The organism is Anaerobacillus alkalilacustris, from assembly GCF_001866005.1.
In the GTDB taxonomy this organism is placed as follows: Bacteria; Bacillota; Bacilli; order Bacillales; family Anaerobacillaceae; genus Anaerobacillus; species Anaerobacillus alkalilacustris.
Genome location: NZ_MLQR01000001.1, coordinates 320,479 through 334,920, shown reverse-complemented (window position 1 = coordinate 334,920; position 14,442 = coordinate 320,479). Strand labels below are relative to the sequence as shown.

The 14,442-nt window shown below is 35.8% G+C and carries 9 protein-coding genes; 6 read left to right on the top strand and 3 right to left on the bottom strand.

Going from position 1 to position 14,442, the window contains the following annotated elements; all coding sequences use genetic code 11:
* The first annotated feature begins 156 nt into the window (after positions 1 to 156).
* Complete coding sequence (locus tag BKP37_RS01770; protein ID WP_071307985.1) at positions 157 to 1,887, top strand: ABC transporter ATP-binding protein; 1,731 nt, start codon at positions 157 to 159, stop codon at positions 1,885 to 1,887.
* A gap of 566 nt (positions 1,888 to 2,453) precedes the next feature.
* Here the strand turns inward: BKP37_RS01770 and BKP37_RS01765 are convergent.
* The 3 genes from BKP37_RS01765 to BKP37_RS01755 all read right to left on the bottom strand — a co-directional run bounded on the left by BKP37_RS01765 (position 2,454) and on the right by BKP37_RS01755 (position 10,315).
* Positions 2,454 to 3,533, bottom strand: a complete 1,080-nt coding sequence (locus tag BKP37_RS01765) for an FUSC family protein (protein WP_071307984.1) — start codon at positions 3,531 to 3,533, stop codon at positions 2,454 to 2,456.
* Positions 3,534 to 3,930: 397 nt separating this feature from the next.
* Positions 3,931 to 8,400: a glutamate synthase-related protein gene (locus BKP37_RS01760; protein ID WP_071307983.1), complete on the bottom strand. Its 4,470-nt coding sequence runs from the start codon at positions 8,398 to 8,400 to the stop codon at positions 3,931 to 3,933.
* Between the two features lie 619 nt (positions 8,401 to 9,019).
* Positions 9,020 to 10,315: a glutamate-1-semialdehyde 2,1-aminomutase gene (locus BKP37_RS01755; RefSeq protein ID WP_071307982.1), complete on the bottom strand. Its 1,296-nt coding sequence runs from the start codon at positions 10,313 to 10,315 to the stop codon at positions 9,020 to 9,022.
* 409 nt (positions 10,316 to 10,724) lie between these two features.
* Between BKP37_RS01755 and BKP37_RS01750 the strand changes: the two genes are divergently transcribed.
* The 5 genes from BKP37_RS01750 to bcp all read left to right on the top strand — a co-directional run bounded on the left by BKP37_RS01750 (position 10,725) and on the right by bcp (position 14,374).
* The gene (locus BKP37_RS01750) at positions 10,725 to 11,723 is read left to right on the top strand and encodes an ABC transporter ATP-binding protein (protein ID WP_071307981.1); all 999 of its coding nucleotides are present in this window, start codon (positions 10,725 to 10,727) and stop codon (positions 11,721 to 11,723) included.
* Positions 11,720 to 12,511, top strand: coding sequence for an ABC transporter permease (locus BKP37_RS01745; RefSeq protein WP_071307980.1), 792 nt, complete (start codon positions 11,720 to 11,722; stop codon positions 12,509 to 12,511). The genes BKP37_RS01750 and BKP37_RS01745 overlap by 4 nt, the downstream gene beginning before the upstream one ends.
* Before the next feature lie 5 nt (positions 12,512 to 12,516).
* Positions 12,517 to 13,302 carry an ABC transporter permease gene (locus BKP37_RS01740; protein ID WP_071307979.1) on the top strand — a complete coding sequence of 262 codons (786 nt, stop codon included), beginning with the start codon at positions 12,517 to 12,519 and terminating at the stop codon, positions 13,300 to 13,302.
* Between the two features lie 61 nt (positions 13,303 to 13,363).
* Positions 13,364 to 13,795 (top strand): potassium channel family protein, encoded by a 432-nt coding sequence (locus tag BKP37_RS01735; protein WP_071307978.1) that lies wholly within the window; start codon positions 13,364 to 13,366, stop codon positions 13,793 to 13,795.
* Between the two features lie 108 nt (positions 13,796 to 13,903).
* The gene (bcp, locus tag BKP37_RS01730; protein ID WP_071307977.1) at positions 13,904 to 14,374 is read left to right on the top strand and encodes a thioredoxin-dependent thiol peroxidase; all 471 of its coding nucleotides are present in this window, start codon (positions 13,904 to 13,906) and stop codon (positions 14,372 to 14,374) included.
* Positions 14,375 to 14,442 lie beyond the last annotated feature (68 nt).

Genomic DNA, 14,442 nt, shown 5'->3' with positions numbered 1-14,442 from the left:
TTCTGAATTTTTATACGTTGTAATAAAACGTAACCTCGACATTTACAATTAGTCGAGGTTACGTCACATTTATAATCAAAAACACAATCTTTTATTTAGTATTTATGACGGCTAGAGCTGCGGCGCTTACGCTTTTCTAAAAATGGTGGTGATTTAATGGATAGTATAAAACGTTATTTACTTTTTGTAAAACCTTATACGAAGGAAATAATTGCGACAATTTTTATTGGTATGTTAAAATTCGGTATCCCTCTAGCTATGCCACTTATCTTAAAATATGTTATTGATCATATAATTGGAGGAAATCAATCTACTAATGAAAAAATAACAGAATTAGTTTGGTTAATGGGGATTGTTTTTATTATTTTTGTTGTATTACGACCGCCTATAGAATATTATCGTCAGTATTTTGCACAATGGACCGGTAGTAAAATTTTATATGATATTCGTGATCAATTATTTTCACACATTCAAAAACTTAGTCTCCGCTTTTATTCAAATCGTAAATCTGGAGAAATTATTTCAAGAGTAATACATGATGTTGAACAAACGAAAACATTTATTCTTACAGGTTTAATGAATGTATGGCTTGATATGTTTACAATTATCGTTGCTATTATTATTATGTTTACAATGAATGTAAAGTTAACTATAGTTGCAATTGTACTACTACCGTTATATGGATTTTCTATAAAGTTTTTTTATAGCAGACTACGAACGTTAACTAGAGTCCGTTCGCAAGCATTAGCAGAGGTTCAAGGACACCTACATGAAAGACTACAAGGAATGACAGTTATTCGTAGCTTTGCTCTTGAAGATTATGAACAAAAACAGTTTGATAGACGTAATTATAAATTCCTCTCAAAAGCGATCGATCATACAAAGTGGAATGCAAAAACGTTTGCTGTTGTTAATACGATCACCGATATTGCTCCTTTATTAGTCATAGGCTATGCTGGATTTTTAGTTATTAATGAAGATTTAAGTATCGGAGCAATGGGTGCCTTTGTTCTATATATGGATAGACTTTATAATCCGCTAAGGCGTCTGGTGAATTCTTCAACCTCACTAACACAATCAGTCGCTTCTATGGACAGAGTATTTGAATTTATTGATGAAAAATATGATATTGTTGATAGTTCGAATTCAAAAGAATTAAAGAATGTTAAAGGAGATGTATGCTTTGAAAATGTAACTTTTTCCTATGATGAAGATAAAGAGCCAGTTCTCAAGAATATTAATTTGAATATTCGTAACGGAGAAACTATTGCCTTTGTTGGAATGAGTGGTGGTGGGAAGAGTACACTTGTAAGTTTGCTTCCAAGATTTTACGACGTAACTGAAGGAAGAATTCTCCTTGATGGTGAGGATATACGAAACTTTAAAGTACGGTCATTAAGAGACCAAATTGGTATGGTTCTACAGGATAATATTATTTTTAGTGATTCTATTAAGTTTAATATATTAATGGGCAACCCCGATGCAACTGAAGAAGAAGTGATAGCAGCAGCAAAAGCGGCTGATGCTCATGAGTTTATCATGGGATTACCTAATGGTTACGAAACAGAGATTGGTGAACGAGGAGTAAAGCTTTCTGGTGGTCAAAAGCAAAGAATTGCTATAGCTAGAGTGTTCTTGAAAAGTCCAAAGTTATTAATTTTCGATGAAGCAACATCTTCATTAGACACAGAAAGTGAACATTGGATTCAAGTCGCTCTTGAGAGATTAGCAAAAAACCGGACAACTTTTATCGTTGCGCATCGTCTTTCAACAATTACTCATGCAGATAGAATTGTCGTGATAGAAAACGGACAAATTTCTGAAGTTGGGACACATGATGAGTTGCTTAATCGTAATGGAACGTACAGAAAGCTATTTGATGTCTAATCACACATAAGAATGATATAGTTCTTCTTAAAAAATAGGTTTGCATAAAAAGTCCAAATACCTAATATAGGTGTTTGGACTTTTTTAAGAAAGTATAAAAATTTTGAAGTTGGAGGATGTCTAACTCCAGCGCCTATGAGTTCGGTCACTTCAGTCAAGCAACGGACTTCAATGACTTCTTGGATTCCTTCTTTGAAGATACTTCATGCTACTTTGCTTCGAGGAAGCCTACTTCAAAGCTATGCTAGAAGACGCAGAAGCATGCGGAAGCCAAAGAGCGGCTTCTGTCAAAGGCCGACCCAGTGAAGCTACTACTTGGATTACTTCGAAGCTGCTTTGCGACGAGCAAACGGAGTGGCACAGGAGCAGCTGCTCGTGACCAAGACGCTTGCGCTTTTCTTGCAGTATCAGAATTTATAAATTTCTAACTTGGAAACTGTCTAGCTTCAGGCGCCATCGGCTCGATCACTTCAGACCTTCTCTTTCGGTCAAAAACCGACCGCTACGAGCAGGTCTTCCAGTGTTTGTCGCCGATAGGCGGGCGCCTTTCGCTTTTCTTGATTAAATTAATCTTCTCTTTCCTTGATGTTAACTTCATTTTCTAATTTATGATAAGTAAAGAAGCTATCTACTAGTTTATCTAAGTACTCTAATTGATCACTATATTCAACGATTTGAGCAATGACTGGGAAAAGGTGAAGCCATTCATTTGAGTCGATGTCATCCTTTTTATAGAAGTTCATAAAAAGTTCTGTTAATTCTTGTTTACCGAGACAAACTTCTTGAATACATTCTTCTGTTGTTTGAGATTTAACTTTTCCGGCGTACTTAAGAAGAATCCGTTCGTGATAATTCGTTAAATAATCGAGTCGATCTCTTATGAGCATTTGCAATTCATCTGGCATATGGTGTAGTTCATTTTCTCTTCTGTTTAATGCTTTTAAAATTGCTAGTGCTTTATTTGAGGTAACTAACATTTGGCGAAAAAGTACAACTTTTCTCCCTTTTGCATATTTTCGTTTTTTAAAATAATTCCGCTCTTCTTTATATAAAAGAAATAAATTATCGATTTTTACCAACGCTTCTTTTAATTTTGATAAATCTTTTTTGAGCATTTTTTGTTTTGCATCATTTCTTGTTAATAGACGAATCCATTTTATTATATTTTCGGTACAATCAGAAAGTTTGTGATATAGCTGTGTTTCATGTTTTGGTGGAATAAACACTAAATTGACAATAAAAGCCGAAAATATTCCAACCATAATAAGTAGAAAACGAGTTGACGCAAACGTTACAAAATCATCAGTTGGGCTTTCCATAATGATAATAACGGTAGCAACTGCAAGGGGGATAATGGCATTCATCTTTAGTTGGATGTTAATAGCAATAACTATAATTACCACAACACCAACAACAAAAGGATGATGTCCGAACGTTAATACAAATATAACGGCTAGTAATGCACTAATAATGTTCCCTTGGATTTGTTCTATGATCGTTTGAAAACTTTTATAAATCGATGGTTGAATTGCAAATGTGGCGGCTAAGGCTGCAAACATTGGTGGATTCATTTCAAGTAACATTGCAACGTAAAGAGAAAGTGTTATGGATAAACCGGTTTTAAAAATCCGGGCTCCAAGTTTCATAAATTTGTTAATTCCTTTCTTAAATGGATTTCAAAGTATTTTCAGTATATGTGTTTCGTTAATTTAGTATTGATGTTTTAAGTTTTTTGTCAAATATTTATTGTAAGACAAGTAATTTAAGCAAAAGTAGTTAAATGAAATTCACTTAGTTAATGTAAACTTAATCCACCGAAACGTAATATACACTTATTTTTAGAAACAATCAAGATGTAATAATATGATTTCGTTTTCAAAAGTGACAGATAAACGAAATAAGCTAACCGCATAATAATATTTGTAGTTATAGAAAACAAAAGAAAAGGTCAAGTTAAACCAGAATACAATCTAGTTCAACTTGACCTTTTAAATATAGTTAGGTGATATCAAAAATTACTAAAGATTTAGTGGTTTGTTGTAATTATTCTGTAGAAACTGATGGGTCTGCCTGCTCTTTTGTCGGGATTACTTGTAAGAAATGTTCTTCTGGCTCGGCAAGCAACATACCGATTATTTCAGCTTCTTCTGATTGACCATTCTTCGTTAGTATATCTTTGTAAATAGTCAATAGTTCTGTTAAATCATCAATTCCTCTATTTGTTAACGGCTGAATTGTGACGTGAGCTCCTTTTGCAATGCGTCTATGAAGAGCTTCCTTTGTTAGGCCAACTTCAGGTTGGTGACGTAGATAAACAATCCCACCAGTCATCCCTGCACAAATCCATGGACCAGGATCTCCCAGAACAACACCACGACCATTTGTCATATATTCGAAAGCAAATCCTTTTATATTAGAGTGTGTACCAATGTTTGCATAGTAGTCGTTACGAAGGGGCTTTGTTACTCGGCCCCCAATAATCATATCTGCTCCAGAAAGGCGAATGCCTGCTCTCGCATCGGCATTTCCTTGAATAATGAATAGTCCATTTTGAGCGCCATACCCTGCTCCTTTACCGACTGATCCATTATAATATCTACCGTCAGCTCCTTCCGATTTTAAAATTGCAAACGAGCCACCGAAGGAAGTTTTTCCAATGCCGTCTTGAGCCCCGCCTACTACATTAATAGTTACACCAGCGCAATTGTATGCGCCAAGTCCATTTCCAGGAATTGATCCATCCTTAAAAGTTAAGGTTACTTCAGGAAGGTTCCGATAAGAACCATCGAGTTTTCCTCTCACTCGATGACACGAAACGCGACTTCCTAGCACTCGTTGCTCTGCAGTTACAGAAGTGAACTCTCTAGAATGAGAAAGTTCGTCTACGTTTCCATCTAAATATTCAGCCCCAACTGCAAGTGCTAACGCAGTTTTTTCCATTTGCTGATGAGAATCAAAATGAGAAATGTCAGTTATTGAAATGGTTTCTAACATACTAGTTAAATCCATTAATTCTTTGCCACGTACTTGCTCTAGTAAATCTGAGCAGCCGACGAGATCTTGTGTACGTTTTGCACCTAAAGCTGCAGTAAGAATTTTCAATTCATTCCCAAAAGCAGTAAAAAGATTTGTTAATCCATTAACAGCCAAGTCAAACTGCCGAGGAATGAAACGATGCAACCCGTGTTCTTTAGCTTGTTCTTCACTTTCGATTTGTGTTGCAATCCCGACATGACATGTATCTAAGTGACAACCACGACAAGTTGTACAACCAACTGCTATCATCGCTAATGTACCAAATCCAACTCGGTTAGCCCCTAATAAGATAATTTTCATAACGTCAAGAGAGCTTCGCATTCCGCCGTCTGCCCAGATTTCAACAGTATTACGAAGTCCTGCTTCAATAAGGGCGTTATGGACTGCTTTTACTCCAATTTCAATTGGTAGGCCGACATGTTGGATAGCGTGAACACGAGCAGCACCAGTACCACCATCGAACCCACTTAATGAAATAAAATCAGCTCCGGCTTTAGCAATTCCTACAGCGATAGTTCCTATGTTTGGGACGATTGGTACTTTAACGGCTACTTTCGCTTGGTCATTAGCGGTTTTAAACTCTGTAATTATTTGAGCAAGATCTTCAATTGAATAGATATCATGGTTGTTTGATGGTGAGATAAGGTCTGATCCAGTAGTAGCATTACGAGCCGCTGCTACTTTTGCCGTTACTTTAGAACCAGGTAAATGTCCACCTTCACCAGGTTTAGCTCCTTGCCCTATTTTTAATTCGATTAAATTTGTTGAATTAAGGAGCTCTACATTTACCCCAAAGCGACCAGAAGCAACTTGTTGCCCTCTTGTATTCGGGTATTTACCTAACATATCCTTGATTTCTCCACCTTCACCATTTAACGAAATCATATTTAGACGTTCGGCAGCTTCAGCATAAGCTCGGAACGCAATTTCATTTTGAGAACCGAATGACATAGAACTGATAATGAATGGGAGACTATGCTTTTTAATACCGATATTAACATCTTCTGGATTTAATTTCTTCTTTGATTTCTTTATATCTGTTAAATGTCTAATAGAAATAGGATTTTTTAATTCTTGTTCATTAAGCTTATTTTTATAATCCTCGTAAGTTGCGGCACCAGTTGCTAAGTCACCTATAGACTTCCATATACGAGGGAAGAAATGAAAAAGTTTTCCTGGTTTTGATTTGTCGCTATGAAAGTCTTTGTAGCGTGCTAAAGCATCTTCTTTTAATGTTTTAAAGTTAAGAACTACTTCGCTTGACCCTAAGAAATTTACAATATTTAATATATCAGCAATTTCTTTATTCAAACCAATCGACGAAAATAAACGACCGTACCCTCGTAACTCATGTATACCAATTGTAGAAATAATTTTTTCTAGTCCTTTGTTTAATGCGGTGAAAAGCTTAATTGCTGGCTCATCACTTTGTTCAACAACTGTTGCAAACATTAAATAAGGGTTAATAATATCTGCACCTAGCCCAAACATTACGGCTACATCATGTAATGAACGAACACTAGCAGAACGTACAGCGATTGAACAGCCGCGTCTTAGTTCCATTTCTGTCAACCCTTGGTCAATGGCAGAAATAGCTAAATGAGGGTCTAACCACAATTGATCTTCCTTATGTGCTTTTTCATCATCAAGGACAATAAGTGCGGCACCGTTTTTCGTTGCTAAGGCAGCTTCTTCAACTAATCGTTTTAATACATCCTCAATTTTTTCTTCTTTAGAAAAGGAGATAGCAATATAATAGACTTCATTTTTATTTTTAAAGTTTCCTAATACTTGCTCATAAGATGGGTGGTTATTCGCTCTAGCTATAAATTCACCAGGTGCCCCTTCAATTACGAGTGGTGATGCAAGCTCGATAACATGAAATGGCGCATCCGTAAATGGTGATGGACGCTTACCAACAATAACTCGAGTTGAGAAATGTTCCATTTCGCGTTCTCTATCGATTGCTGGATTTGTCACGACTGCTACACTTTCTTTAATAAAATCAGCCAAGTTTTTACGATTCTGATCAAGAGAAGCAAGAGGTGCATCATGGCCTAATGAACGGATTGGTTCTACACCTTTTTCAGCCATTTGCTCCACCATTTGAATGTGTTCACGATTCCATCCAAACGCTGAATAGTAATTGTTTGTTACTTTTATTCTCATTTTATGAGGTGTATTAATGTTCTCTAGTTTTGTACTTAAACGCTTACGACTCCCCGTAAAGTTCAGTCGTTTTTTCATGCGATTATAGACTTCTTCTTGAACTTCATCGTGAAAGTAAACTTGAATATTATCTCCATTCCACTTTAAGGCAACTTTTTCACCAGGGGCAAGTGGTTTAGGTTCAGAAACAAATTCATTAGTGGTTAAAATTCCTTGTTCAGAAGAAAAATAATACGTACTTTTATTTTCTATCATCCAAAGAGGACGCAATCCTAACGAATCTAAGGAAAATATCGCTTCATCTCCATATCTTGAGATGATACCAGCTGGACCTTGGGAAAAATGGCCCCATGCTTCGCGGATGTACGTATATAAATCTTGTAAGTGTTTTGGAAAAGAATTGATTTCATTTATGATAGGTGGAAACATAATTTCAAGAGCTTCAAATAAAGAATAATTATGTCTACAGATGAATGTTTCTAAGATACGGCTTAAATCTTGGGAATCGCTAGCACCTTCTACAAGAGGCACGCCTAGCATGGCTGCTTCGTCACGTAACCTAGCAATTGTATTGATTTCTCCATTATGACCTAAAACACTGAAAGGTTGGACGCGGAAAAAGTTGGATAGTGTGTTTGTGGAATATCGATTATGACCAAGTGTCATGGTAGAAGCTACTAATGGGTTAGATAAGTCTTTGTAGAATTTTGGTAAAATATCGCCTGCGCCCATTACTTTGTAAACAGCAGAGTATTGGCTGAGAGAAGTAACGTGAATATAAGCGTCTTTCTCGATTTCAATAGTTAAGTCAAATAATTTGCTAGAAAGATTTTCGACATTGTGATTTGTAAGTAAAGCTACTTGCCAAAAGTAAGGCTCTTCTCTGCGTCCCAATGGTCCTAATGCATCAGAGTTGGTTACTTGATCAGTTTCATAGACCACCTCTAAGTTAGCTTTTGCAAATTTAACTTTAATGTTATCTTTAGATTTTGTTACATCAGCTTCATTACTTATAAAGAAGTGACCGACAACGAAATTTGGATTATCTACAATATTGGGGTTTTGATTGACTTCACTTAGCTTTTCTTTCCAGAGGGCACGAGGAATATCAATGTGTATACCAACGCCATCACCTTCTTCATTAATAAAGCCTGCACGATGATTCATTTTTACCAATGCGTTAATACAATCATCAATATTCTTCTTTGTTGGGATACGCATCTTTTCAATGGCAGAAACAATTCCGCAAGAGTCATGCTCTTCATTTTTAAAGCCAGTAAAGTTTTCGGGGCTCCATTTAATTTTCATAGTATTTGGTCAAGTACTGACCGTCACCTCCAATAAAAAAGTTAGACTAGCTTTTTAAGAAATGGGATAGAAGCTAAAGTCTATAACATATGATGTATGAGTTTGTTTACGCCATTTGGCGTTATTGTGCGCTCGTTTATTAGATGGACATTTAGGCTGGTTGATTTGAAGCATTCTTAACCAAATATAGAGAGGTAGCTATGTTTTTTAGATTATGAAATTGATGTAATCAATCTTAAAAAAAACCAATACAAGATTGGTAGGTAACGGCAGGAGTATGTTGGTTGAATTGTCAGAATTATAAAATAAGTATATCACGTGTTAATATTTAAATCAATTATTGTATTCATTGGAATGGACGAGCGAAAATTAGTATGTGAAGGGTTAGTAGTGGCAAGTTCGTTTAAATAAAGGGTGTTTTTGATCGGTTTCATTTTCAAATAAAAAAAACTGAAGGGGAACTCGTTCTAGCTTCCCTAGAACATCGGAAATTCAGATGGAGTCTCAACTCCACCTGAATGGAAGTTCCCACTTATGCTACGCTTAGAGGTTGGGGGCTATGACCCTTAAGTATAAATCAGTTTGATTAATATTTTTCAGAGCGATATATCATGTATGTTTATTCATTTTGTAAAGCTCTAAATGCGTTTTCAACAGCTTTTAATGTAAGTGCGATATCATCTTTTGTATGTTCGGTTGTGAGGAACCATGCTTCGTATTTCGAAGGTGCTAAATTGATTCCCTCTTTTAACATTAATTTAAAGAATTTAGCAAACATGTCTCCATTTGTCTGTTCGGCTTGTTCATAGTTAGAAACTTTTTTAGTCGTGAAATAGATAGTTAACGCACCTTTTAGTCGATTGATAGTAATAGGAATTTGATGTGCAATTGCAAGGTGTTCAATTCCCTCTTCTAGCATTTTCCCTAATTGATCTAACTTTTCGTATATTCCAGGCTCTTTTAAAACTTCAAGACAAGCTATTCCTGCGCTAATTGATGCTGGGTTCCCAGCCATTGTTCCCGCTTGGTATGCAGGCCCTAATGGTGCCACTTGTTCCATGATTTCCTTTTTTCCACCATAGGCGCCTATTGGTAGTCCACCACCAATAATCTTTCCTAAAGCAGTTATATCCGGCTCTACGTTTAAAAGGTTTTGTGCTCCACCATACATGAAGCGAAATGCTGTGATTACTTCATCATATATGACAAGCGCTCCTGCCTTGTGAGTAAGTTCGTTAACTTTTTCTAAAAATCCAAAAAAAGGCTCCACAATTCCGAAATTGCCCACAATTGGCTCGACTAAAACAGCGGCAATCTGATTACCCCATTTATGTAAGGCTTTTTCATATGCATCAATATCATTAAAAGGTACGGTAATAACTTCTTGGGCAATACTTTTAGGAACACCAGCAGAGTCAGGTGTTCCGAGAGTCGATGGTCCGGACCCGGCGGCGACTAAGACTAAGTCAGAATGTCCGTGGTAACATCCAGCAAACTTAATAATTTTATCTCTCCCGGTGTAAGCTCGTGCAACACGAATAGTTGTCATAACCGCTTCGGTTCCAGAGTTTACAAACCTAATTTTTTCCATAGATGGTATAGCTTCTTTTAACATTTTTGCATATTTCACTTCTAGACTTGTGGGTGTGCCGTATAAAACTCCATTTTTTGCGGCAGTTGTAATTGCCTCTGTTATATGGGGGTGAGCATGCCCAGTAATTATTGGCCCGTATGCAGCTAAGTAATCAATATATTTGTTTCCATCCACATCCCAAAAGTAAGCCCCTTTTGCTCTTTCCATGAAAATAGGAGTGCCACCTCCGACCCCTTTAAATGAACGTGATGGACTATTAACGCCACCAACGATATGTTCTAGTGCTTCATTATATAGAAGTTCTGATTTTTGAAACTCCATAAATTCCTCCTTAAAACAATAATACTCAAAAGTTTATAAATTTTACTTGACTGAGTTACTATATTTAATTGATTAGCGCATTTTAAACAGAATTAGTTTGTGTCGATGTATTCAATGTAATGATAAAATTTAATAAGTTATAAAAACATTACAGAGATGCCTTAAATGTTACTTCTTTATAATGTCATACATATTTTAGCATGAATGATGACTTACTATGTAACTTTATGCTTTGCTGTTCGATAACCTTGATCATTGTAGTCCTTGTTCATAAATTAGTTCTTTTTTATTTCTAGTTGTTGATCTGAAATTGCTTCGTACCACAGCCTTTCAATTTGCACAGACTACTTGAAGTAATGAAGTCCAACAGTTACACTTAATTCGTTGAAAAATTCAGGGGGAATTAAGAATGGATGTAATAGAGGTAAAAAAATTACGTAAAGAATTTAAGTCTTATTCAAGTCGTTCAGGACTTTCTGGTGCTTTCCGAGACTTGTTTACTAGAAATTACAAAGTTATGGCTGCAGTAGATGATATTTCATTAAATGTAAAACAAGGTGAAATGGTGGGTTATATTGGTGAAAACGGGGCTGGTAAATCGACTACCATTAAAATGCTTACTGGTATTTTGACACCTACATCAGGATCCGTCATCGTCAATGGAATGGATCCTCATAAACAACGAGAAGAGTTTGTTAGAACAATTGGTGTTGTATTTGGGCAACGCTCGCAGCTTTGGTGGGATATTGCCGTTCAAGAATCTTTTAGGCTGTTAAAGAAGGTCTATAAGGTATCTGATAAAGATTATAAAGAGCATATGGGATATGTAATTGAGACGTTAGATATTGGTCCTTTGTTAGATAAACCAGTAAGAAAGCTTTCATTAGGACAACGAATGAGATGTGAGTTAGCAGCTGCGCTCATTCACAATCCACCATTGTTATTTTTGGATGAACCTACGATTGGTCTAGACGTACTAGTGAAGTTGAAAATTCGCAAGTTCCTAAAAGAAATGAATGAAACGTATAAAACTACTGTATTATTAACAACGCACGATCTAACTGATATTGAAGCGCTATGTGAAAGAGTTGTGTTATTAGATGAAGGAAAAATTGTCTATGACGGAAGACTAGATCAATTACAGGCTAATTCTGTTGAATTAAAACAAATTGAATTTCAGTTTTTAAAGGATCTTTCTGAGGAGGTATTACCAAAGAAAGGTAATGTGAAATGGGAAAGGAAAGATCCTTATACTTGGATTGCAATGGTTGATGGAGATGAAACTCAAGTTTCAAAATTAATTAGTGAAGTTGTTGAGAAAGATCCAATTAAGAACATTAAAATTAATGAGATTTCTACTGAGGAAATCATTCGAAAAATATATGAAGAAGGAATGGCGACTTCATGAGTAAATATTTTGAGATGATAAGAGTAAGGTTTTTAATGATGTTGGCTTATCGCACCAATTACTATAGTGGGATATTAATTTATAGTATTAATATAGGTGCTTATTACTTTTTGTGGACGGCTATTTATGGTGGGAAGGAAGAAATTCAGGGGCTTTCCGTCATTCAAATGACTACCTATGTAGCAGTTGCATGGATGGCTAGAGCATTCTATTTTAATAATATTGACCGTGAAATTGCGTCGGAAATTAAAGATGGTAAAGTTGCAATTGAAATGATACGTCCCTACAACTACTTAGGGATGAAAACGATGCAAGGTTTAGGTGAAGGGGTATTTCGCTTAGTGTTTTTTTCCGTGCCAGGGATGTTTATCGTGGCATTTTTATTCCCGTTAAACTTTTCTGCCAATTTAACAACTTGGGGATTGTTTTTTATTTCACTTTTATTTAGCTTTATCGTTAACACTCAGATTAATCTCCTTACTGGTATAATGACGTTTTTTCTTTTTAATAATTCTGGTTTGATAAGAGCAAAGCGAGTTGTTATCGACCTTTTCTCGGGATTACTGTTGCCGATTAGTTTTTATCCAATATGGGCGCAAACAGTAATGACATATTTGCCTTTTCAAGCGATCAGTTATATTCCGAGTATGATTTTCACTGAGGGGTTTGTTGGCCAAGAGATATATTCTGCTCTTATTCTGCAGATGATCTGGGTGGCAATCTTACTAATACCAATTCAATTGTTATGGCTGATAGCTAAAAAACAGTTGATTGTGCAGGGGGGATAGAAGGTATGTTTTATGTGAGTATTTTCTTTCAGTATGCTGCACAATACTTAAAAACAAGACTAACCTATAGAGTGGATACACTTGTAGAAATACTTTCGGACTTACTGTTCCAAGCAGTAAACCTTATTTTCATTTTGGTTGTATTTGGACATACAACTTTTTTAAGTGGATGGAACCGTGAGGAAATTATTTTTATTTACGGTTTTTTCTTAGTCCCTTATGCGATATTTACATCGTTTTTTAATATTTGGGACTTCAATGATCGTTATATTGTTAAAGGGGAATTGGATCGTGTTCTAACAAGGCCAATTCATAGCCTTTTTCAAATTATTATGGAACGCATGGAACTAGAGTCGTTATTCGGTGTGGTCACTGGGTTGGTCATTATGTATTATGCAGGAAGTAGTTTAGGACTATCGATCGCTTGGTATGATGTTTTCGTATTCATCGTGATGGTCCTAGGTGGAGCCTTTATTTATGCTGGTATTTTTATCTCATTAGCAAGCATTGGTTTTTGGTCAGATAGTCGAACCGATATTATGCCAATGATGTATAACATAGGTAACTACGGTAGATACCCAGTCGATATTTATCATCGAGTAATTCGCTATATTTTAACGTGGATCTTACCGTTTGCTTTTGTTGGTGTCTATCCAGCTGCTTATTTCTTAAAGCGTGAAGAATGGTATTATTATGCTTTCTTAACACCAGTAATGGGATTAATTTTTATTATAATATCGATCTGTATATGGAATGTTGGTGTAAAAAAATATCGAGGTGCAGGCAACTAGTTGCTGTTGCCTGTCCTAAATGAAACCACCTGATCATACAATATGAGGAGGTGGTTTTGTTATGAGCAAAGTTGTGCTTTTTTTAGTGATGTTCATATCTGTGGCTGGAATTGTGATGAGTGTATTATTGATTTTAAAACATAAACCTATTTTTCATGGTAAAAGGATTTCAGTTCGGAATTTTGTTATTTTATTTCTTGTGTATGTGACTGTAGCGATAGGTTTTGGTTGTTTATATATATCACTAGAATTGATGGGAGTGCCAGTACTGACTGAAGGAGAAGTTAGGGTAGGTGGATCTTTCTTTCATTTGTTAGAAGATGCATTGTATTTTAGTGCAGTGACCATTTTGTCGGTCGGATATGGAGATATAACACCTTTAGGTATCGGTCGTTGGATAGCGATGGTTGAAGCATTTTTTGGATATTTACTTCCTGCAGCTTTTGTAGTTTCTACTGTTGCTAACTTAAAAGAAAAGATAAGAGCAAACTAGTTGTACATTTGGTTAAGTTTGGTTACCCTTATACTAGTGTAGGATTAATCGTGTATTATTTCATACAAGGTTTACTACTTTACTAATGTTTTAAAATGGAGGGGTAATATGGTATTGGAAATAGGTCAGGTAGCACCTGATTTTACTTGTGAAGCAACAAATGGTGAAACCGTGAAACTTTCAGATTTTCGTGGTAAAAATGTTGTATTATATTTTTATCCAAAAGATATGACTCCAGGGTGTACGACTCAGGCTTGTGATTTTAGAGACTATCATAAAAATTTTGACGAGGTAAACGCGGTTATTTTAGGGGTAAGTCCAGATCCGTTAGATAGACATCATAAATTTATAGAAAAACATGGACTTCCGTTCTCACTCCTTTCTGATGAGAACCATGAGATTGCAGAAGCTTATGGTGTCTGGAAGTTAAAGAAAAATTTCGGTAAGGAATATATGGGGATAGAGCGCTCTACTTTTGTGATCGATAAAGAGGGAGTACTTGTAAAAGAGTGGCGTAAAGTAAAGGTGAAGGAACATGTAGTAGAGGCATTAGAATACGTTAAAAATAATTTGAAATAAGTGAGTTAACTTAATGAATTGTATCATTCATTATTATCGCTACTAAGATACTATATTTAGATACGCAG